We start from the raw sequence: 21,002 nt of genomic DNA on the forward strand, positions 1-21,002 counted from the left end.
ACCGGGGCTCGTCAGGTGTGTCCGTCAGGCGAGATCGAACCGGTCGAGTTCCATGACCTTGGTCCAGGCCGTGACGAAGTCGGCCACGAACTTGTCGCGCGCGTCCTGGCTGGCGTAGACCTCCGCCAGGGCCCGCAGCTGGGAGTTGGAGCCGAAGATGAGGTCGACCGCGGTGGCGGTCCACTTCACCTCGTCGGTGGACAGGTCACGGATCTCGTACACGTGCTCGTCGGACTTCGACGCACTCCACCGGGTGCCCGGGGAGAGCAGGTTCGCGAAGAAGTCGTTGGTGAGCACGCCGGGCCGGTCGGTGAGCACGCCGTGCTGCACGCCGCCGGAGTTGGCCCCGAGGGACCGCAGACCGCCGATGAGGACGGTCATCTCCGGCGCGGTCAGGTTCAGCATGTAGGCACGGTCGACCAGCAGCACCTCCGGCTGGGTCTTCTCACCCGGACGCAGGTAGTTGCGGAAACCGTCGGCGCGCGGCTCGAGGACCCGGAACGACTCGACGTCGGTCTGCTCCTGGGTGGCGTCGGTGCGGCCCGGCCGGAACGGCACGGTCACCTCGACGCCGGCGTCACGCGCCGCCTTCTCGACGGCGGCCGAACCGGCCAGCACGATCAGGTCGGCGAGCGAGATCTTCGCCCCACCCGCGGAGTTGAACTCCCGCTGGATGCCCTCGACAGCGGTCAGGACGGTCGCGAGCTGCTCGGGCTCGTTGACCTCCCAGCTGCGCTGCGGCTCCAGGCGGATCCGCGCGCCGTTGGCGCCGCCGCGCTTGTCGGTGTGGCGGAAGCTCGCGGCGGACGCCCAGGCGGTGGAGACCAGCTGGGCGGTCGTGAGACCGGACTGGAGGACCTTCGCCTTGAGCGCGGCGATGTCGGCGTCACCCACGAGCTCGTGGTCGACGGCCGGCACCGGGTCCTGCCACAGCTGCGGCTCGGCAACCCACGGCCCGAGGAAACGCTCGATCGGGCCCATGTCGCGGTGCAGCAGCTTGTACCAGGCCTTGGCGAAGGCCAACGCGAACTGGTCGGGGTTCTCCAGGAAGCGGCGCGAGATCTTCTCGTACGCCGGGTCGACACGCAGCGACAGGTCGGTCGTGAGCATCGTCGGCTTGTACTTCTTCGACGGGTCGAACGGGTCCGGGATGATCTCCGGCGCGTCCTTGGCGACCCACTGCTTGGCACCGCCGGGGCTGGTGGTCAGCTCCCACTCGAACCCGAAGAGAATCTCGAAGAAGCGGTTGCTCCACTGCGTCGGCACGTCGGTCCACGTCACCTCGAGCCCGCTGGTGATCGTGTCCGGTCCCTTGCCGCTGCCGTGGGTGTTCAGCCAGCCCAGGCCCTGCGCCTCCAGCGGGGCGCCCTCGGGCTCCGGACCCACGTGGTTGTCGGCGACGGCGGCGCCGTGGGTCTTGCCGAAGGTGTGACCGCCGGCGATGAGGGCGACCGTCTCCTCGTCGTTCATCGCCATCCGGCCGAAGGTCTCGCGGATGAAGTGCGCGGCCGCGGCCGGGTCCGCGTTGCCGCGGGGGCCCTCCGGGTTGACGTAGATCAGGCCCATCTCGGTCGACCCGACGCCGGCCGCCATCTCCTTCTCGGAGGCGTAACGCTCGTCACCGAGCCAGGTGTCCTCCGGACCCCAGAAGATCTCCTCGGGCTCCCACACGTCCTCACGACCGAAGCCGAAGCCGAAGGTCTTGAAGCCCATCGACTCCAGGGCGACGTTGCCGGCGAGCACGAGCAGGTCCGCCCAGGAGATCTTCTGGCCGTACTTCTGCTTGACCGGCCACAGCAGTCGGCGGGCCTTGTCGAGGTTGGCGTTGTCCGGCCAACTGTTGAGCGGAGCGAAACGCTGACCGCCGTCGCCGGCCCCTCCGCGGCCGTCCTCGATCCGGTAGGTGCCGGCGGCGTGCCAGCTCATCCGGATCATCAGACCGCCGTAGTGGCCGAAGTCCGCCGGCCACCAGTCCTGCGAGGTGGTGAGCACCTCGACGATGTCGCGCTTGAGGGCCTCGACGTCGAGCTTGGCGAACTCCCGGGCGTAGCTGAAGTCCTCCCCCAACGGGTTGCCCTTGGACGAGTGGGCGTGCAACACCGAGAGGTCGAGCTGGTTGGGCCACCAGTCCCGGTTGGTGCGCGGACGACCGCCGGTCTTCGGGGTCGGCGAGTCGATCGCCGGGTTCTCGCTCTCGCTGCCGTGCGCGGTCACCGAGTCGTGCGCGACCGGGCAGCCGGCCGCTTCCTTCCGGTCCACACCCTGCGCACTGGTGGGGCCGTTGTCCTGGGTGTCGCTCATGTACTTCCTTCCGAACTGGCGGATCGCTGGGCGGTGCGTTCGGTCGCGCAGTCGGGGCAGACGCCCCAGAAGACGACCTCCGCTTCGTCGATCACGAAGCCGTGATCGACCGAAGCGGTGAGACAGGGGGCGTCGCCGACCGCGCAGTCGATGTCGGCGATCACGCCGCAGGAGCGGCACACGATGTGGTGGTGGTTGTCCGCCACCCGCGCTTCGTAGCGGGCGGTGGCGCCGGCCGGCTGGATGCGCCGCACCAGACCCGCGTCGGTGAGCGCGCGCAGGACGTCGTACACCGCCTGGTGCGAGACCGTGGGATGGTCGGCGCGGACCAGTCGGATCACGGTGTCGGTGTCGACGTGCGGATGGTCCCGCAGCGCGGCGAGCACCGCCAGTCGCGGCCTGGTGACGCGCAACGAGACGGCTCGCAGCTGCGCCTCGAAGCCCGACCTCATGTGCTGAACATAGTCCACTCTTTTGGAATGGATCAAATTTTGCGGGACCTTGGTCCGCTCTTTTTTGGGCTGGTGTCCGGATCAGCCCTTCCTGCTCCGAACGACCCGTCGGACAGCCAGGTACGCGACGCCTCCGGCCAGCACCCACGGTGCCGCGACGATGACCGGGTCGATCAGGTGGTGCACCCGGTCCACACGCTTGCCGCGCAGCCGTGACGAGAGTCCGTGGTGGGTGAACTCGCTCAGGACGCCGGTCTCGGTGAGCGGGTTGTCGGGGTGGCGGGTCAGGAACGACAGCAGGGTGCCCTCGACCGCGTCCACCCGGTCGGCGGCGAGCAGGAGCAGCCAGTGCGCCGCCCGGCCCTCGCTGTACGTGCGGTAGGAGTACCGGCGGATCATCCCGGAGAGCCCTCTGGGCGGGCACGACGTGCCGAAGACCGGGGTGAGAAACTTGTGCTCGATCGACATCTCCCGCGGCCACTTCTCGGGCTGCCGCTCCGGGAACTCCCAGTGCGCGCCGTTCAGGCTCGGGTCGAACCGCTCCCTCGGCACCGCGGGGCGGTCCCTGGGGTCGAGGTCGACGCCCCACCCGGGGATACGAGCCCGCAGCTCGTCGGTGGATTCGGCCAGCTTCGGCTTGTCCGGCGTGTAGGGCATGGCTGAGCTCCCGGTCGGGTCAGGCGGCGTTCGGGACGATGATCGGCTTGATGCAGCCGTCGAGCTTGGCGGAGAAGATGTGGTACGCCTCGGCGATGTGTTCCAGCGGGATCCGGTGGGTCACGATGTCGCTGGGCTTGAGGTGGCCGTTGCGGATGTGCTCGAACAGGCGCGGCCACTGCCGCTTCACCGGGCACTGGTTCATCCGCAGGGTCAGGCCCTTGTTCAGCGCGTCGCCGAACTTGACGGCGCTGAACATCGGTCCGTACGCGCCCATGACCGAGACCGTGCCGCCCTTGCGTACCGAGTCGATCGCCCAGTTGAGGGCGACCGGGGAGCCGCCCTGCAGCTTCAGCTTCGCGGCGGTGACGTGCTGGAGGAAGTTGCCGTCGGCCTCGGCGCCGACGGCGTCGATGGCCACGTCCGCGCCCAGGTGGTCGGTGATCTTCTTCATCTGTACGACGATGTCGTCGTACTCGGCGAAGTTGTAGGTCTCGGCGTGGGCGAACGACGCCGCCTTCTCCAGCCGGTAGTCGAGGTGGTCGATGACGATGACCCGGCCGGCGCCCATCAGCCAGGCCGACTTGGCGGCGAACAGACCCACCGGGCCGGCACCGAAGACCACGACCACGTCACCCTCGACGATGTCGCCGAGCTGTGCGCCGAAGTAGCCGGTGGCGAGCGCGTCGGTGAGCAACACGGCGTCGTCGTCGTCCATCCAGTCGGGAATGGGGCTGGGGCCGACGTCGGCGAACGGTACGCGGACGAACTCGGCCTGGCCGCCGTCGTAGCCGCCGCAGGTGTGCGAGTAGCCGTAGATGCCGCCCACGGCGGTGGCGTTGGGGTTGACGTTGTGACAGTTGCTGAACAGCCCTCGGGCGCAGAAGAAGCACGACCCGCAGTACACGTTGAAGGGGACCATCACCCGGTCACCGGGCTTGACGTTCCGCACCGACGACCCGACCTCGTCGACCACGCCGATGAACTCGTGACCGAAGGTCATGCCGACCCGGGTGTCGGGCATCATCCCGTGGTAGAGGTGCAGGTCGGATCCGCAGATCGCCGCGCGCGTCACCCGCACGATCGCATCGTTGGGGTGCTCGATGGTGGGGCGGTCCTTCTCCTCCACCCGCAACCGGTACGGACCGCGGTAGACCATCGCTCGCATTGTCGCCTCCTGGACCAGCGTGCTGCCGGACAAGCCGCCCCGGCACCGCCCGAAGCACTGATGTCCCTACCCCCGCGTTCCGGGGGCAAACCGGCGGCCGAGTCGCGTGTGCGAGCCCCGGGCAGGCCCCGTGACCACATAGGGCAGAGGTGCGGCCCTGAGCAGCGGACTCCGCCGGTCAGGGCCGCACGCCCGACTCCGCTAGCTGGCGTACGTCTCGAACTCGCCGACGCGCGGAAGTGGCACGTCACTCGTGGCGTCGCTCGAATTCATTCGCCCGGCCGAATAATGAGACATCGACGTGACGCAATCGTAGGAAAGCGGTTTTCCTGAACGCAAGGGTTGGCGTTTGCAGTTTGTCTGCAGTTCGCGCGGGCGGAGGCCCCCCTCCTTCAGGCCGCTGTCGTCGATCGGCGGGATCCGGAGCGGCCGCCGCACGGGCCACACCGTGGCCGTCAGGCCCGGGTACAGCAGGGGCTACCGCTGGTCGCCGTCCAGGTAGCGCAGCACCGCGGTGACCCGGCGGTCGGCGCGGTCGTCCGGCGGAAGTCGCAGCTTCGCGAAGATGCTGCGGATGTGCTTGTGCACCGCGCCGTCGGTGACGAACAGCCGCTCGGCGATCGCGGTGTTGCCCAGCCCCTCGGCCATCAGCCCCAGCACCTCGCGCTCGCGCGGCGACAGCTCGCTCAGCGCCGTGTCCGGCCGTCGGTTGCGGGCGAGCAACTGCGCCACCACCTCCGGGTCGATCACGCTGCCGCCGTCCGCCACGCGGCGCAGCGCGGCGAGGAACTCCTCGACCCGTCCCACCCGTTCCTTCAACAGGTAACCGAGCCCGACGGCGCCGACCGAGAACAGCTCGGTGGCGAACGCCTGCTCCACGTACGCCGACAGGACCAGCACGGCGAGGCCGGGCTGGCGCCGTCGGGCCTCCACCGCGGCCACGATGCCCTCGTCGGTGTGGGTCGGTGGCATCCGCACGTCCACGATCGCGACGTCCGGCGCGTGCTCGTCGATTGCGGCCAGGAACTCGCCCGGCGTGCCCGCCGTGGCGACCACGTCCAGTTCCTCCGCCCGCAGCAGCAGCGCCAGTCCCTCGCGCAGCAGCGGGTCGTCCTCGGCGATCACGATCCGCATGGCAGCTCCACGTGCATCCTCGTCGGTCCCCCCGATGGGCTGGTCAGCGTCATCCGGCCGTCGTAGGCCTCCACCCGTCGACGGATGCCGGTCAGCCCGGAGCCGCGTGCCTCGTCGGCGTCGCCGCGCCCGTCGTCCTCGACGGTCACCAGCAACCGGCCGCGCTCGCGGCGCACGGCGACGGCCACCTGACTCGCGCCGCTGTGCCGGACCACGTTGGTCAGCGCCTCGGCCACCACGAAGTACGCGGTGGCCTCGACCGAGGCCGCACAGCGCACGGCCACGTCGACCGCCAACCGGCAGGGCACCGCGCAACTTCCGGCCAGGCCCGCCAGCGCACCGGCGAGGCCCCGGTCGTCCAGTACCGGCGGCAGGATCCCGCGCACCACCGTACGCAGTTCACCGAGCGCCTGTTCCGCCGCGTCCTGGGCCTGCCCGAGGATCTCGTCGGCACGCTCCGGGTCGCGCCGTACTGCCCGCCGCGCGGCGCCGAGCAGCACGTTGACCGCGACCAGCCGGTTCTGGGTGCCGTCGTGCAGGGAACGCTCGATCCGGCGCAACTCCACCGCGTGCGCGTCCAACGCCGCGGCCCGGGTGGCCGTCAGCGCGGCGACCCGCAGCGACAGGTCGACCCCCGGCGGCGGGGGCAGCAGCCGCCGGCCCGGCCAGGACTGCAAGCGGGCCAGGGCCGGGGTGAACCCGACCGCGGCCAGCCAGCCCAACCCGAGCAACCCGACCACGAGCGCCTCGGACAACCCGTCGATGCGCCACCAGCCGATGCCCGGTGCACCCAACTCGGGTGGGACCAGCCGGTACCACAGCGGAAACGTGATGTCCTGCAGGGCGTAGAGCGGAAGCGCGAGGCCGACCAGTCCGGACGCCAGGCCGGTGACCGAGTGCAGCGTGACCCAGCCGAGTTCCCGGCGGACGAACGGGTCGCGTACCGCCGCCCGCAGTCCGGCCGGCACCGGCCCCGGAGCGGGGATCGGCGTGCCCCATCGGGACAGTCGGGCGCGCTCGCGGTCGGCCACCGAACGCACCGCCCGCAGCGCGCCGGGCGCCGCCCGCAGCCCCACCCCGGCCAGGCAGGCCACCCCCACGATCAACGTCCAGAGCAGCGCGCCCAACGCCAGCACGGCGGTGCCCAGGCCGCCGACGAGGTGCTCGATGGCGTCGACCACGGCGCGCAGCCGTTTCGAGACGTACGCCATCCACCCCACCTCCAGCGCCAACATAGGCCACCGCCCGCCCCGCCGACGGCGCCCGCCGCGGAAAGTACAGCCTGCTGTACCACCGATCGTCGAGCTGGTGGGATCGCCTGCGCCGCACACCCCGGCCTAGCGTCGATGGTGTCGTCGAACACCCACCGAGGGAGACAGCCATGACTGATCCGTACCGCATCGCCGAGGCACCGGCCGTCACGCCGAGCAGACCCGGCGGCCTGCTCCGCCCGCTGCTGTGGCTGGTGCTCTTCGTCAGCGCCGCGGTCAACGCGGTGCTGTCGACCGCGGTGGACAACCCGTGGATCGGCTCCGCGTTCGGCCTGGTGGCGGTGCTGTGCGCGGTGGCGCTGATCGTCCACCACCGCCGAAACCGGTGACCGCTGCCGTGGGGCCCGACGTACCGGTCAGAGCGGCAGCCACTCGATGCTGGTCGTGATCTCGGCCAGCACCTCCGGCAGCGGATCGACCCCGATGCCCGGCCCGGTCGGCACCGCGAGGTGCCCCTCGTCCAGGACGAACGGCTCGGTCAGGTCGGTGCGGAAGTACCGGCTCGAGGCCGACGTGTCACCGGGCAGCGTGAAGCCCGGCAGCGCCGCCAGCGCCACGTTCGCCGCACGACCGAGGCCGGTCTCCAGCATCCCTCCGCACCAGACCGGCACACCGTGGGCCGCACAGAGGTCATGGATGCGGCGGGCCTCCAGATAACCGCCCACCCGGCCCGGTTTGATGTTCACGATGCGACACGCGCCGAGACGGATCGCGTCCGCCGCCGCCCGGGCCGAGGTGATCGACTCGTCCAGGCAGATCGGGGTACGCACCCGCGCGGAGAGGTCCGCGTGACCCACGATGTCCTCCTCGTCGAGGGGTTGCTCGATCAGCAGCAGATCGAACGGGTCGAGGGCGGCCAGCAGGTCCGCGTCCGCCCGGGTGTACGCCGTGTTGGCGTCGACCTGGAGCAGCACGTCGTCACCGAAGCGCTCGCGGACCGCGCGGACCGGTGCGAGGTCCCAGCCCGGCTCGATCTTCAACTTGATCCGGACGTAGCCCTCCGACAGGTAGCCGTCCACCGTGTCCAGCAGCTTGGCCCGCGAGTCCATGATGCCGACCGACACACCGCAGGGCACCCGGTCGTGGACCGCGCCCAGCTCACGGGACAGCGGGCGGCCGGCGGCCCGCAGTTCGGCGTCGAGGATCGCGGTCTCCAGGGCCGCCTTGGCCATCCGGTGGCCCTTGAACGGGTGCAGCGCCGGGGCGACCGCCGTCGCGTCGGCGGGTGCGTGCGCGGCCAACGCCGGCACGAGAAAGCGCCGTAGCACGTCCGCGACGGCCTCGACGTATTCGCTGGAGTAGAGCGGGTCGTCCATCGCGACACACTCACCCCAGCCCTCGGCCTCGTCGGTGACGGCACGCAGCAGGAGCACGTCACGGTCGGTCTGCGTACCGAACGACGTCCGGAACGGCGCCACCAGCGGCATCCGGACCCGACGTAGCTCGATGCCGGCGAGTTTCATCGCTGTTCCCTTTCGGCGTTGGCGCGGGTGAGGACGTACCACCCCGCGCGGTCGAAGCCCTGCACGGTGACGCCGTCGGCGAGCAGCGGACCCATCGCCTCGCGCATCGCCCGGCGCCAGCGCCGGGCGCAGGCCGGGTCGGTGCGCCGCAGCGCCTGGATGTCCGACGGTACGGCCAGCAGAATCGTGTCGCCGTCGACGCGTCCGGGCAGCGGTTCCCCCTGCGGCGTGCGGTCCAGGCCGATCACGGCGCCGGCGCGGCGCAGGGCGGCGGCGTCCCAGCGACGTACCGAACCCCGGGCGGCCTGCCGCACCTGCGGCGCGGAGAGCTCCCAGCGCAGCAACAGCCGATCGGTGTCGTCGCCGCCGTTGACGTCGTCGCGCATGCCGCCGTAGAAGTTCGTGAGGTACTGCACGGGGACGCCGCCGAGCTTCACCACGTTGAAGTACGCGTTGCGGCTGACGAGCGGATCGAAGGTCCAGGTGACCGCGTCGACGCCGTGCCGCAGGCACCAGGCGCGCTGATGCAGCTTCATCGCCCAGCCCACGCTGCGGCCCAGCGCGGCGGGCGCGACGCCGGCGATGTGGCTGTGCAGTTCCCGCCGGGCCGGTGGGCCGAAGAACCCGACGCACGCGCCGACCATGCCGGTGTCGTCGAAGGCCCCGGCCACGTAGTTGCCGGCCTTGCTGAGGGCCCGCAGCAGCTCGCCGGTGATGAGCGGGTTGCCCGGGTCCGGCCGCCAGATCGCCGCGAAGAGCTGATCGACCCGCAGCAGCTCGTCCAGGCCAGCCAGCACCCGGATGCGGACGCCGGCGGCGCGGGCGGCGGCGTCCGCCCCCGCGGCGGCCTCCTCGGCGTGGGTCAGCACGCCGATCCGGTCGCTCATGCCGGCACCGGTTTCGCGTACGTGACGTGTGCCGGACGGTCGTCGGCGAGCAGGTCGACCATCAGCGCGGCGACCAGCGCGGCCCGCCCCGGCAGTTCGGACACCACGACATGCTCGCTCTCGGCGTGCGCGCCGCCGCCCACCGCGCCGAGACCGTCCAGTGTGGGCGTGCCGACGCCGGCGGTGAAGTTCCCGTCCGAGGCGCCACCCACCGCGGCCTGGGGCGGGGCGGGCAGACCGAGGCGGCCCGCCACCGCGACGGCGTGGGCGTAGAGGGCGGCGGACGCGCTGGCCTCCAGCGGCGGTCGGTTCGGCCCGCCGTCGAGGGTGAGTCGGGCGCGCGCAGCACCGGGGGACAACGCCCGCATGGCGACGTCCACCCGCTGCTGCTCGGCCAGGTCGCGGACCCGGACGTCCACGGCGATCTCCGCGGTCGCGGCACCGTGTTCGTGGTGGTGCCGGCCGTCAGGACGGTGGGCACGACGGTGGTCCCGGCGGCGGAGTCCCCCAACGCGTGGATCGCGAGGATCTGGTGGGCCACCTCCACGGAGGCGTTCACCCCCCGCTCGGGTTCGAGGCCGGCATGAGCGGCGCGGCCGTGCACGGTCAGGCGGTACATCGACACGCCCTTGCGTCGCGTCTTCAGCGCGCCGCCGTCCGCGGATGCCTCCAGCACCAGCGCGGCCACGCAGCCGGCGGCCTCCGACTCGACGAGTTCCCGGGAGCTCGGCGCGCCGAGCTCCTCGTCGCCGGTGACCAGCAGTGTCACGCCGGTGCGGTCGGGCAGTTCCGCGACGGCGTGCAACGCCTGCACCACTCCCGCTTTCATGTCGAAACAGCCGGGTCCGCGCAGGACACCGTCCGCGACCGCGAAGGGGCGCTCACGCAGGGACCCGATCGGCCAGACCGTGTCGTGATGCCCCGACACCAGCACCCGGGCCGGGCCGTCGCCGAAGCGCCACCGCAGGTGGGTACGCCCCTGCCGGACGATGCGCTCCGGTGGCGTACCGAGCCGGCGGGTGCCGAGCGCGGCCAGCACGTCGGCACTGCGGGCCACGGCGGCCAGGTCGTGCGACGGCGACTCGCAGGTCACCAACTCCTCGATGTCGGCGAGGATCAGCGGCACCCGCCGCGTGAGCCGGGCGAGCAGATCCATCTACGCCACCTTCGGGGTCGCGCGGACGCCGAAGTGCAGGTACCGCTCACCGGTGGGCAGCCGATAGAAGGTCGCCGGCATCCACGTGCCGCTCTCCGGCAGGCGTACCGCGTACAGGTCGTCGGCCACCGCGACCATGGGCAGTTCCCGGACCGGTTCGGGGGTGATCTCGGCCAGCGGGCCGGTGACCGTCAGCCGCATCGTCAGCCCGTCGGCCGCGTCGAGGATGTCGATACGGGAGCCCGCGCGCTCGTACGTGCCGAGATGGGCGGTCACGTCCACGGTCACCGGTTCGGCCGGAGGCGCGAACGGCTCCGGCATCCGGACACCGGCGACGTCGGCCAGGATCTCGGAGTACAGGTCCTGGAACAGACCGCGGGAGTCGTCGGTGTTCGTCAGCAGCGCCACGGCCAGGCCCTGTTCGGGCAGCAACCGCAGGTACGCCGTCTGGCCGATGGTGTGCCCGTCGTGGCCGACGAGGCGCCGACCGTCCCAGCCGAACCGGATCCAGCCCAGCCCCCACGAGTCGCCCAGGACGATCTTGTCCGGCAGTTCGGCCTGCTGGGCGGCCATCGCGGCGGCGCTCTCCACGCTCAGCAGCCGCGTGCCGTCCGGTGCCAGTCCCCCGGTCAGATGCAGGCGGGCGAAGCCGAGCAGGTCCGCTGCGCAGGCGTTGATCAGGCCGGCCGGGCCCAGCGAACGCGGCAGCGTCCACACCGGAGCACGCGTCGGACCGTCCGGCCCGGGGCTGTGCCCGACGGCGGACCGGTACAGCAGCGCCTCCTCCGGCAGGGTGCCGGTGCGGCGCAGGCCGAGCGGGTCGCTCAGGCGGGTACGCACCGCCGCGTCCCAGGTGCCGCCGGTCAGCTTCTCGATCACCCGACCGGCGAGGACGTAACCGGCGTTGCAGTAGGACCAGGTGGCCCCCAGCGGGTGGTTGTGCCCCACCGTCGCCAGTTCGGCCACGTACCTCTCGACGCAGTCGTCGCCACGGCCGGTGTCGGTGAAGACGTCGCCGTCGATTCCGCTGGTGTGGACGAGCAGGTGACGCATCGTGAGCTTCCCGGTCACGGCCGGGTCGGCGAGCTCCAACTCGGGCAGCACGTCGGTGATCGGCGCGTCGAGCTCCAGACGGCCCTCGTCGACGAGTTGCATGGCCAGTGTCGCGGTCCACACCTTGCTGATCGAGCCGATCTGGAACACCGAGTCCGGGGTGGTCTCGACGCCGGTGTCGACGTTCAGGACCCCGTACGCGGCCTCCACCAGCTCGTCGGAGGCGTCGGGATGCAACCGCAGGATGCCCAGCGTCGCCCCCGGCACCCGGTGCCGCTCGGCGAGCGCGGCCAGTCGTCGCCGCCAGTGGGCGGCGTCCACCGGCGCCCGACGCGACCCGGTGTGGCGCTGGACCCACTCGACGACGCGGCGGTTGTAGTCGATCCGCTGCGACGGCGGCCCGTCGACGATGACCAGGTGCGATGCGTTCGGATACAGCACCAGTTCAGCCGGGACTCCGCGTTCACGCAGGGCGGTGTGCCACTGCTGGGCCTGGCCGACCGGGCAGGTGCGGTCCTCCTCGCCGTGCAGGATCAGAGTCGGGGCGGTCACCCGGTCGACCCGGGTCAGCGGCGACATGGCCGCGTACCGGGCCGGGTCCTCCCACGGCCGGCCGCCCAGCTCGTACGAGGCGAGGAAGGCCCCGTCGTCGGAGGTGCCGGCCATGCTCGTCAGGTCACTGACCACGCCGCCGGCCACCGCTGCGGCGAACCGGTCGTCGTGCGCCGTCAGATAGCAGGTCATGTAGCCGCCGTAGCTGTAGCCGGTCACCGCCAGCCGGCGGGGGTCGGCGACGCCCTCGGCGACGAGCTCGTCGATCGGCTCCAGGAAGTCGGCGGCGTCGGCCACCCCCCACGCGCCGATGGTCGCGGTGAAGAACCGCTCGCCGTAACCGTCGCTGGCGCGGGGGTTGAGCAGGAGCACCGCCCAGCCCTCGGTAGCCAGCTGCTGGTGGTAGAGGTGGATGTCGTCCGCCGCGCCGTTCCACGCGTTGTGCGGGCCGCCGTGGACGTCCAGGAGCAGCGGCTGCGGTGCCTGCGCGGCCGGGTCGCGGATCAGCCAGCCGTGCACGGTCGTGCCGTCCGAGGTGGTGAACTCCCGCTCCTCGCGCGGGAACAGCTCCACGTCGGCGAGTGCCTCGTTGTGCGCGGCGAGCACGGTCTGCACGCCGCTGCCCAGGTCCACGGCGACCACGTCACCGTACGAGGTGGGGGTGGCGACGACGACCGTGGCCGTGTCACCGGCCACCGACAGGCCGGACACGACGTGGCCGCGCCGGCCACCACCGGTCGGGGCGTGCCGCCGTCGGCGTCCACCGCGTACAGGTGGGTGCAGCCCCGGTCCCGGACGCAGAACAGCACGGTACGGCCGTCGGCGGTGAAGCGTGGCTGGGCGCCGGGGTAACCCGGTGCGCCGCGCATGACGTTGCGGTCCAGGCCGGCCGCGAGGTCGAGGACCGGGCCACCGTCGAGCGGCACACGCAGCAGACGCGCGTGCCCGACCGGATCGCCGGGCATTCCGACGACGAGCAGGGCTTCGCCGTCCGGTGTCCACGTCACCGCGCTCCCGAAGCCCTCGCGCAGCCCCACCGGACGCGGTCGGGCGTGCTCGTCGCCGATGTCGAGCACGTGCACGGGAGCACGGACGACGAGGTCGGCGTCCGGTGCGGGGGCGGCGGCGAACGCCAGCCGGGTGGAGTCCGGTGACCAGGCCGGCTCACCGGCGTGCCAGTCGCCCTCGGTCAGGCGCCGGCACCGGCCCGCCGCCGTGTCGTACAGGAACAGATGGTTGCGTACGCCGCGCAGCAGGCCGGTGCCGTCGAGCTGATAGTCCAGACGACGCAGAACCACCGGCGCGGATGCGTGGCGACGGCGGGCGTCTTCCTCGTCCTCGTCCGCGCCGGCGGCCGGGTCCACGGCGGCGGTGAAAGCGATCTTCGTGCCGTCGGGGCTCCACACCGCGGCGCCGGCGCCGAGCGGCAGGCTGGTCACCTGCTCGGCCTCGCCGCCGTCGGCGGGCAGCAGCCAGAGCTGCGCGGGGCCGTCCTCGGCACGCAGGAAGGCGAGCCGGCTCCCGTCCGGTGACCAGGCTGGCGCCGAGTCGGCCGGGCCACGGGTGAGTCGCCGCGGTGCGCGGCCGTCGGGCCCTGCACACCAGATGTCGCGCCGCACCCGGTCGGCGTCCGCGTCGGACGTGCGCAGCACGTACGCGACGCGTCCGTCCGGGCTCACCGCCGGCTGTTCCGGCACGGCCACGGTCAGGAGATCCTCGATGCGCAGACGTCGTACCACGCCCACCCTCCTCCGTTCGTCGGCTTCCTTGCGCGAAGCCTGCCCGGTGCGGCGGCCGGTGTCTTGGTACGCGACGACGAGACGGCGGCCCTCGACTCGTCGGTTACGCCGAGGCGCTCGGCCCCGGTGGGTTCACCGGGCCGTCGGCGAGTGGCGAGAACACCCGCAGTTGCAGCATGGCGCCGAAGCGGGCGTCCGGGTCGGCGAGGTCGAGCGCGCCCAGTTCGGCGAGCCGGCGCAACCGGTAGCGGAAGGTGTTCGGGTGCACGTGCAGCACCGCGGCAGCGGCGACCACGTCGCCGAACGCGTCCAGCCAGGCGGCGAGCGTCTCGACCAGGCGGGCGTTGTGCTCCGCGTCGTAGGCCAGCAGCCGGGCCACCGGGCCACTGGGCACGTCCCCCCGGGCGGCGACGGCGTCCCGCAGCTCCAGCAGCATCGCCTCGGTGTGCACATCGGTGAGACGGGCCACCCGCCGGCCGCCCCCGCCGCGGCTGCGCAGCACCCGCAACGCCCGGTCCGCGCTGGCCCGGGCGATGTACAGCCCGGCCACCGAGGTCGCCACCGGGCTCACCCCCGCCAGGGTGCTGGCCCGTTCACCGACGCGGTCGAGGAACCCGGTCGCCACGCGGACCGCCCGCTTCTCGCCGTCGTCGACCGTCACCGGCAGTAGCCCGTAGGTCACGTCGCCGAGCAGGGCCACGGCGCTGCCGGCGTGCACCGCGCTCAGATGCATGGCCAGCGCGTCGCTCACCCGCTGCCGTTGCGCGGCCGCGCCCGAGCTGTCCGCCGGGCCGCTCCCGATCGGCTCGGCCCCCACCGCCAGCACCACGAGCGGGTGGTCGGCCAGGCCCAGTCGGGCCAGCGAATCCCGGGCGCCGGCGCCACCCTCCAGGGCGGTGCCGACCAGTTCGGTGCGGAGCCGCCGTTCCACGTCGGCGCCCGCGCGCAGGCGCAGCATGTGCAGGGCGACCAACTTGGCGGCGTCGCTGAGGGCCCGGGAGCGGTCCGGGGTCAGCGGGCGGCGTACCGCGGCCCAGATCGAGCCGAGGAACTCGTCTCCGGCACGCACGGCCACGGCCACCCGGGGCACCGAGAAGTCGCCCGAACCTGGCGGCGGCGCCACGAACACCGGCTGCTCGCTGTGGTGCAGGTCGCGGGTCACGCCCGTACGCGACAACATGCGCGCGTACCGTTCGGGCACCTGACGGCCCAGGATGGTCTCCACCCGGGACTTGTCCGCCTCCTCCTGACGCCCGGAGAAGGCCAGCACCCGCGAATCCGGATCCTCGATCGTGACCGGCGCGTCGACCAGCGCGGCGACGGCGTTGGCCAGGGCGAACAGGTCACCGGAGGGCAGCCCGCCGAGCGTCTCCGGACGGGCGTCGCCGACGTCGCCCTGGCGCAGCATGGAGCGCAGCAACGCGGCGAGCTGCGCCCAGGACGCGCCGCGGGTCAGCGCCAGCACCGCCACCCCCGACTCCAGCGCCGCGGTCCGCAGCGATTCCGTGGCGGGCACCGGTGCCCGCAGCACCAGGCCGGCGGCGTCGTGTCGGCCGAGCGTACGCAGCAGGCCGGCGATCTCGTCGGTCTCGCGCAGGCCCACCCCCAGCACCAGTGCGTGCGACGGCAGGCTGGGCTCGTCGTGCGGGTCGTGGATGGCGACACCGCCGATCGGCGCGTCCGAGTGCGCGTCGCCGTGCACCAACTCGAGCAGGGTGGCTCCGAGGTCGTCGAGGACACGGCCGAGGCTGGCTCGAGGCTGCTGACTCATGGGCGGGCCACCATCCGGAAGAAGGTGTTGCGCGACGACGAGCCTAGCGGGCTCGACGGTGGCGGGAAGGCCGCTACGGCCGGGCCTGCCCGGCAGCGGCGGCGAAGTGGCAGGCGGCCAGGTTGCGGTGGCCGGCGCCGCTCGGTTCGCTGTCGCGGCACCGGTCCCGGCCCGGCACGACCTGCGGGCCGACCGGGCAGCGCGGGTGGAAGCGGCAACCGGACGGGGGCTGGTGCGGGTCCGGCGGGTCGGCGTCGGCGCTCTCCCCCGGTGGCTGCGGCAACGGCGCACCGGCGCGCGGAACGGCGGCGAGCAACTCCCGGGTGTACGGGTGCTGCGGATCGCCCAGCACGTCCGCGGCGGGGCCGTACTCGACGATCCGGCCCAGGTACATCACGGCGACGACGTCGCTGACGTAGCGCACCACGGCGAGGTTGTGCGAGATGAACAGCATGGTCAGGCGCATCCGTCGCTGCAGTTCCCGTACGACGTTGAGGACCGCGCCCTGGATGGACACGTCCAGCGCGGAGGTGATCTCGTCGGCGACGATCACCTCCGGTCGACCGGCCAACGCGCGGGCCAACGCGACCCGCTGCCGCTGACCGCCGGAGAGTTCGTCCGGGCGTACGCCGGCCCGGTCCGCGGGCAGGCCGACCAGTTCGAGCAGCCGGCCGACCTCGGCGCGCCGCTGCGCCGCGGTCGAGGCCGGCTGTCGCGGGATGGCCTCGGCGATCGAGTCGCCGATGCTCATCCGCGGGTCGAGGGCGGAGTACGGATCCTGGAACACCATCTGCAGTGGTGGCCGGCCCGCGGCCCGGGACATCTCCCGCACCGGCCGGCCGTCCAGCAGGATCCGTCCGCCGGTCAGCGGTGCCAGCCCCACCGCGGCGCGGGCCAGCGTCGACTTGCCCGAGCCCGACTCGCCGACCAGCCCGACGACCGTTCCGGCGGGCACGACCAGGTCGACGCCGTCGACCGCGACGGTGCCCCGACGGCGTGACCCGAAGCGGACACTCACCTGTTCGAAGCGCAGTTCCCGCATCGCGGCCTCACGCGCCGCGGGGCGTCGCGCGGGCGCCGAAGTGCAGGTACCGTCCGCCGCTGGGCAGCTGGTAGAAGGTGGCCGGGATCCAGTTGCCGGTCTCGGGGTCCTGGCAGACGAACAGGTCGGGCGCCACCGCCACCATCGGATAGTCCACGTCCTGTTCCTGAAGCACCTTGGCGAGCGGTCCGGTCAGGCTCACCCGGAGCACCGGGCCGTTGTCACCGACGAGCACCTCCTGTCGGATGCTGGCGCGTTCGTAGACGCCCACGTACGGCGCGACGTCCACCTCGACCGGTTCGTCCGGCGGCCCCAGCGGGTGCGGTACGGGCACGCCGGCCAGGTCGTCGAACACCTCGCGGTAGAGCTGCTCGTAGAGGGCCCGCCCGTTGCCGCCGTTGGTGAGCAGCGCGACCGCGATGCCCTGCTCCGGCAGCAGCCGCAGGAACGCCGCCTGGCCGATGGTGTTGCCGTCGTGGCCGATGAGCCGGTGGCCGCCCCAGCCCATCCGTTCCCAGCCGAGTCCCCAGGAGTCGCCGAGGGTGTGCTTGTCCGGCAGCTCGGCCTGGTGCGCGGCCATCGCGGTGACGCCGGCTTCGCTGAGCACCCGGGTGCCGTCGGCGGCCAGTCCACCACACAGGTGCATGCGCGCGAAGCGCAACAGGTCGGCGGCGCTCGCGACGACCGCCCCGGCCGGGCCGGCCGAGCGCGGGATGCCCCAGACCGGCGCGAGCACGTTCCTGCCGTCCTCGGACAGGTGACCGACGGCGGTACGGAACAGGAGAGCGTCCTCGGGCAGGGTGACGGTGTGCTCCAGACCGAGGGGGGTGCTGATGCGTTTCCGCACCGCGGCGTCCCAGGTGCCGCCGGTGAGTTTCTCGATCACCCGCCCGGCGAGCGAGTAGCCGGAGTTGCAGTACGACCAGGTGGCCGCCAGCGGGTGGTTCTGGGCCGCGTCGGCCAGACCGGCCGCGTACTTCTCCAGGCAGTCGTCCCCGCGTCCGGTGTCGGTCATGATGTCGCCGTCGATGCCGCTGGTGTGCGTCAACAGGTGCCGCATGGTCAGCCGCTTGGTCACCTCGGCGTCGCGCAGTCGCAGCTCCGGGAGCACGTCGAGCAGCGGGGCGTCCAGGTTCAGCCTGCCCTCGTCGACGAGTTGCATGACCAGGGTCGCCGTCCACACCTTGCTGATCGAGCCGATCTGGAAGAGCGAGTCGGTGGTCGTCTCCACGCCGGTGCGCAGACTCAGCAGCCCGTGGGCGGCCTCGGCGACCTCGTCGGAGTCCGGGGTGACCCGCAGGATGCCGAGCGTCGCGCCCGGCACCCGGTGCTCCTCGGCGAGGGCGGCGAGCCGCCGCGTCCAGTGGTCGATGTCCACACTCATGCCGTGCTCCCTTCCGTTCCTGCGGCGGCGGGTTGCCCGGCCGCGGAGGTCTGCTGCGGCGCCACGGTGGGCGCCAGGTCGGCGTGCCAGCAGGCGACCCGCCGGTCGCCGCCGTACGTCGCCAGCGGCGGGTCCTGCTCGCGGCACCTGGCGGTGGCCAGCGGGCAGCGCGGCGCGAACGCACAGCCGGCGGGCAGTCGCCCCGGTTCCGGTGGCCGGCCCGGAACCGCCGCCAGTGGCAGCTCCCGGTCGGTGTCCATTCCGGGTACGGCCGCCACCAACGCCCCCGTGTACGGGTGCCGGGCGTCGTGCATCAGCTCGCCGGCGGGCAGGTCCTCGACGATGCGCCCGGCGTACATGACCAGCACCCGCTCGCAGACCTGGGCGACCACCGTGACGTCGTGGCTGATGAACAGCAGGGCGACGTCCTCGGCCGTACGGATGTTCTCCAGCAGCCGCAGCACCTGACGCTGGACGGTGACGTCCAGGGCCGTGGTCGGCTCGTCGGCGATGATCAGCGCTGGGCTGGCCATCACCCCCATGCCGATCATGGCGCGTTGGCGCATGCCGCCGGAGAACTCGTGCGGCAACTGCCGTGCGCGCCGCTCGGCGGCCGGGATCCGGACGGCGCGCAGCCGGTCGACGGCGCGGGCCCAGGCCCGGGTCCGGTCCGCGCCCTCGTGCTGGCGGACGACCTCGGCGAGCTGACGGCCGACCCGCTGGGTCGGGTTCAGCGAGGTCATCGGGTCCTGGAAGACCATCGCGAGCGAGGTGCCGAGCAGACGCCGGTGCGCCTTGCCGGAGCCCGCGCGCAGGTCCGCGCCGAGGAACTCGAGGCGCTCGGCGTGTACCCGGCCCGGTGCCGGTACGAGCTGGGCGATCGCCAGCGCGGCCAGGCTCTTGCCGGAGCCGGACTCCCCCACGATCCCGACCGCCTCGCCGCGGCGCAGCTCAAGGCTGACCTCACGCACCGGGGTCACCTCGTCGGCGCCGGCCGGAAAGGTGACCGACAGGTTCCGCACGCTCAGCAACGACGATCCGGCCTGGTACGTCCCGCCCGCGCGAGCGACCGGCGGGGCATCGTCGGCGGGGCGGGCGCCGGCCTGCGGGGAGCGCAGCCCGATGGCGCGGGCCACGGCCTCGCCGGTGAGGTTGAACGCCATGGCCGCCACGACGACGGCGACGCCGGCGGCGAGCGCCCCGGCCGGATGGATGTAGATCTGTGCCAGACCCTCGCCGAGCAGCCGTCCCCAGTCGTAACTCGGGGCCTGCACCCCCAGTCCGAGGAAGGACAGGCCGGCGAAGGAGAGCAGGGAGCCGCCGGCGGCCATCGTCGCGGTGACGACCAGCGGCTCGGCGATGTTCGGCAGCACGTGCCGCACCAGGATGCGGATCCGGCCGATCCCGGCGATGCGGGCGGCGGCGATGAAGTCACGCCCGGCAACGGTCGCCACCATGGTCTGGGTGAGCCGGGCGAACCCGGGCGCGGTGGCGAAGCCGATCGCCAGCACGGCGCCCTTCGCCCCGACGCCGAAGATCACCGCGAAGAAGAGCGCCAGCAGCAGATTGGGGAACGCCACCGCGACGTTGATCAGCGCGGCGATCCACCGGCCGGCGCGACGGCCGAGCAGCATCGGCGCGGTGCCGAGCAGCAGGCCCGCGAGTACGCCGATCGCGGTGGCCGCCAGGGCCAGCGCCACGGACAGCCGCGTGGCGACCAGCACCCGGGCCAGGATGTCGCGGCCGAGCAGGTCGGTGCCGACGGGGTGCCGCGCGGACGAACCCTGCAGGATGTCCGCCGGGCTCACGGCGTCGGCGCGGGACTGCCACACGAGGGGCGCCACCACGGCCAGCAGCAGCACCACGAGCAGCAGCGTCGCGGCGGTGACGCCCAGCGGGCTGCGCAGCGCGCCGATCCAGCGGCTTCGCGTCGCCGGGGCCACGGCTCAGCTCTCCCGGATCGCGGAGCGCGGGTCGAGCACCGCCAGTGCGACGTCCACCGTGAGGTTGACCAGCAGGACTCCGACCCCGTAGACGAGCACCACACCCTGCACGGTCGGATAGTCCTTGGCCAGGATGGACCGGACGATGGTGCCACCCAGCCCGGGCCAGGCGAAGACGTTCTCCACCAGCACGGTGCCGGCGACCAGGCCGCCGAGTAGCAGGCCGCCGACGGTGAGCGTGGCGGTCAGGGCGTTGGGCAGCGCGTGGCGCAGGTAGAGCACGCGCGGCGGCAGCCGTTTGGCGCGGGCCGTACGGATGTAGTCGGTGTGCAGCACCGCCAGCATCTCCACCCGCACGATCCGGGCCAGCACGGCGGCCGGGCCGATGGCCAGGGCGAGGACCGGCAGGACGTACGAACCGGGACCGGCACGTCCGGCCACCGGCGCCCAGCCGAGCTGCACGCCGAAGACGAAGACCAGGCCCACGGCCATGAGGAACTCCGGAATGGTGGCGAGCACCACGCTGGTGGAGGTGAACATCCAGTCGCCGACGCGGCGTCGGCCGTCGGACGCCAGTGCGGCCATCGCCGTGCCCAGCGGCACGGCGACGACGACCGCGACGGCGAAGGCGAGAACCGCCATCTCGACGGTGGCGCCCATCCGGTCCCCGATGACCTCCGCCACCGGCAGGCCGGAGGTCATCGACGTGCCCAGGTCACCGGTCAGCAGGTTGCCGAGGTAGTGCAGGTACTGCGACCACAGCGGGTCGTCGAGGCCCATCGCCGCCCGCCGCTGCGCGACCAGCTCGACCGGGGCCGTCGGGCCGAGCGCGGCGCGGACCGGATCGCCCGGCAGCGCGTGGATCATGATGAACGCGGCGGTCACGAGGACCCACAGCGACAGCAGCAGGCGCCCGGTTCGGCGCACCGCGAACCGCACCCAGGCGTTGTCGGTGAGGGCGTTCTGCCCGAGCTGCCGTACGGCGATGACGCTCACGCTTCTCCTTCCCTGCGGCGGGCGGGCGGCGGC

Annotated in this window: 16 protein-coding genes and 2 pseudogenes; 1 reads left to right on the plus strand and 17 read right to left on the minus strand. The window is 72.7% G+C overall.

Annotated elements, in window-relative coordinates:
- Positions 1–24: 24 nt before the first annotated feature.
- The 6 genes from katG to JNW91_RS02355 form a co-directional block, all read right to left on the minus strand.
- Entirely contained in the window at positions 25–2,301 is a 2,277-nt protein-coding gene (katG, locus tag JNW91_RS02330) for a catalase/peroxidase HPI (RefSeq protein ID WP_203173291.1), read from the minus strand.
- Complete coding sequence (locus tag JNW91_RS02335; RefSeq protein ID WP_203173292.1) at positions 2,298–2,753, minus strand: Fur family transcriptional regulator; 456 nt, start codon at positions 2,751–2,753, stop codon at positions 2,298–2,300. Before JNW91_RS02335 ends, katG begins: the two co-directional genes overlap by 4 nt.
- Before the next feature lie 81 nt (positions 2,754–2,834).
- On the minus strand, positions 2,835–3,410 hold the full coding sequence (locus JNW91_RS02340) for a hypothetical protein (protein ID WP_203173293.1): 576 nt from the start codon (positions 3,408–3,410) through the stop codon (positions 2,835–2,837).
- 19 nt (positions 3,411–3,429) lie between these two features.
- Positions 3,430–4,569 carry a zinc-dependent alcohol dehydrogenase gene (locus JNW91_RS02345; RefSeq protein ID WP_238424217.1) on the minus strand — a complete coding sequence of 380 codons (1,140 nt, stop codon included), beginning with the start codon at positions 4,567–4,569 and terminating at the stop codon, positions 3,430–3,432.
- A gap of 486 nt (positions 4,570–5,055) precedes the next feature.
- A complete protein-coding gene (locus tag JNW91_RS02350) occupies positions 5,056–5,712 on the minus strand; it encodes a response regulator transcription factor (protein ID WP_203173295.1) in 657 nt (218 codons plus the stop codon).
- Positions 5,700–6,923, minus strand: a complete 1,224-nt coding sequence (locus JNW91_RS02355; RefSeq protein ID WP_203173296.1) for a sensor histidine kinase — start codon at positions 6,921–6,923, stop codon at positions 5,700–5,702. The genes JNW91_RS02350 and JNW91_RS02355 overlap by 13 nt, the downstream gene beginning before the upstream one ends.
- Positions 6,924–7,093: 170 nt before the next feature.
- Between JNW91_RS02355 and JNW91_RS02360 the strand changes: the two genes are divergently transcribed.
- On the plus strand, positions 7,094–7,312 hold the full coding sequence (locus JNW91_RS02360; RefSeq protein WP_203173297.1) for a hypothetical protein: 219 nt from the start codon (positions 7,094–7,096) through the stop codon (positions 7,310–7,312).
- A gap of 27 nt (positions 7,313–7,339) precedes the next feature.
- Here JNW91_RS02360 and menC read toward each other — a convergent pair whose 3' ends face one another.
- The 11 genes and pseudogenes from menC to JNW91_RS33405 form a co-directional block, all read right to left on the minus strand.
- Positions 7,340–8,446 carry an o-succinylbenzoate synthase gene (gene menC / locus JNW91_RS02365; RefSeq protein WP_203173298.1) on the minus strand — a complete coding sequence of 369 codons (1,107 nt, stop codon included), beginning with the start codon at positions 8,444–8,446 and terminating at the stop codon, positions 7,340–7,342.
- The gene (locus JNW91_RS02370) at positions 8,443–9,333 is read right to left on the minus strand and encodes a GNAT family N-acetyltransferase (protein ID WP_238424218.1); all 891 of its coding nucleotides are present in this window, start codon (positions 9,331–9,333) and stop codon (positions 8,443–8,445) included. The genes menC and JNW91_RS02370 overlap by 4 nt, the downstream gene beginning before the upstream one ends.
- Positions 9,334–9,452: 119 nt before the next feature.
- Positions 9,453–9,701: pseudogene (locus JNW91_RS31690) on the minus strand (M20 family peptidase); the annotation flags it as partial.
- Positions 9,702–9,826: 125 nt separating this feature from the next.
- Positions 9,827–10,489: pseudogene (locus JNW91_RS31695) on the minus strand (M20/M25/M40 family metallo-hydrolase); the annotation flags it as partial.
- Positions 10,490–12,709, minus strand: a complete 2,220-nt coding sequence (locus tag JNW91_RS31700) for a serine hydrolase (protein WP_309244196.1) — start codon at positions 12,707–12,709, stop codon at positions 10,490–10,492.
- The gene (locus tag JNW91_RS31705; RefSeq protein ID WP_238424219.1) at positions 12,598–13,833 is read right to left on the minus strand and encodes a TolB family protein; all 1,236 of its coding nucleotides are present in this window, start codon (positions 13,831–13,833) and stop codon (positions 12,598–12,600) included. The genes JNW91_RS31700 and JNW91_RS31705 overlap by 112 nt, the downstream gene beginning before the upstream one ends.
- Positions 13,834–13,936: 103 nt before the next feature.
- The gene (locus tag JNW91_RS02385) at positions 13,937–15,604 is read right to left on the minus strand and encodes a PucR family transcriptional regulator (protein WP_203173299.1); all 1,668 of its coding nucleotides are present in this window, start codon (positions 15,602–15,604) and stop codon (positions 13,937–13,939) included.
- Positions 15,605–15,677: 73 nt separating this feature from the next.
- On the minus strand, positions 15,678–16,646 hold the full coding sequence (locus JNW91_RS02390) for an ABC transporter ATP-binding protein (RefSeq protein ID WP_203173300.1): 969 nt from the start codon (positions 16,644–16,646) through the stop codon (positions 15,678–15,680).
- A gap of 7 nt (positions 16,647–16,653) precedes the next feature.
- Positions 16,654–18,030: a serine hydrolase domain-containing protein gene (locus JNW91_RS02395; protein ID WP_203173301.1), complete on the minus strand. Its 1,377-nt coding sequence runs from the start codon at positions 18,028–18,030 to the stop codon at positions 16,654–16,656.
- The gene (locus JNW91_RS02400; RefSeq protein ID WP_309244194.1) at positions 18,027–19,973 is read right to left on the minus strand and encodes a dipeptide/oligopeptide/nickel ABC transporter permease/ATP-binding protein; all 1,947 of its coding nucleotides are present in this window, start codon (positions 19,971–19,973) and stop codon (positions 18,027–18,029) included. Before JNW91_RS02400 ends, JNW91_RS02395 begins: the two co-directional genes overlap by 4 nt.
- Before the next feature lie 3 nt (positions 19,974–19,976).
- Positions 19,977–20,969, minus strand: a complete 993-nt coding sequence (locus tag JNW91_RS33405) for an ABC transporter permease (protein ID WP_309244195.1) — start codon at positions 20,967–20,969, stop codon at positions 19,977–19,979.
- Between the last annotated feature and the right edge of the window lie 33 nt (positions 20,970–21,002).

Source organism: Micromonospora parastrephiae (assembly GCF_016802865.1).
Taxonomy (GTDB): Bacteria; Actinomycetota; Actinomycetes; order Mycobacteriales; family Micromonosporaceae; genus Micromonospora; species Micromonospora parastrephiae.

What these genes read in the sequence shown, in the direction of transcription:
- katG (WP_203173291.1), bottom strand. Translation starts at nt 2,301, where the DNA reads ATGAGCGACACCCAGGACAACGGCCCCACCAGTGCGCAGGGTGTGGAC.
- JNW91_RS02335 (WP_203173292.1), bottom strand. Translation starts at nt 2,753, where the DNA reads ATGAGGTCGGGCTTCGAGGCGCAGCTGCGAGCCGTCTCGTTGCGCGTC.
- JNW91_RS02340 (WP_203173293.1), bottom strand. Translation starts at nt 3,410, where the DNA reads ATGCCCTACACGCCGGACAAGCCGAAGCTGGCCGAATCCACCGACGAG.
- JNW91_RS02345 (WP_238424217.1), bottom strand. Translation starts at nt 4,569, where the DNA reads ATGGTCTACCGCGGTCCGTACCGGTTGCGGGTGGAGGAGAAGGACCGC.
- JNW91_RS02350 (WP_203173295.1), bottom strand. Translation starts at nt 5,712, where the DNA reads ATGCGGATCGTGATCGCCGAGGACGACCCGCTGCTGCGCGAGGGACTG.
- JNW91_RS02355 (WP_203173296.1), bottom strand. Translation starts at nt 6,923, where the DNA reads ATGGCGTACGTCTCGAAACGGCTGCGCGCCGTGGTCGACGCCATCGAG.
- JNW91_RS02360 (WP_203173297.1), top strand. Translation starts at nt 7,094, where the DNA reads ATGACTGATCCGTACCGCATCGCCGAGGCACCGGCCGTCACGCCGAGC.
- menC (WP_203173298.1), bottom strand. Translation starts at nt 8,446, where the DNA reads ATGAAACTCGCCGGCATCGAGCTACGTCGGGTCCGGATGCCGCTGGTG.
- JNW91_RS02370 (WP_238424218.1), bottom strand. Translation starts at nt 9,333, where the DNA reads ATGAGCGACCGGATCGGCGTGCTGACCCACGCCGAGGAGGCCGCCGCG.
- JNW91_RS02385 (WP_203173299.1), bottom strand. Translation starts at nt 15,604, where the DNA reads ATGAGTCAGCAGCCTCGAGCCAGCCTCGGCCGTGTCCTCGACGACCTC.
- JNW91_RS02390 (WP_203173300.1), bottom strand. Translation starts at nt 16,646, where the DNA reads ATGCGGGAACTGCGCTTCGAACAGGTGAGTGTCCGCTTCGGGTCACGC.
- JNW91_RS02395 (WP_203173301.1), bottom strand. Translation starts at nt 18,030, where the DNA reads ATGAGTGTGGACATCGACCACTGGACGCGGCGGCTCGCCGCCCTCGCC.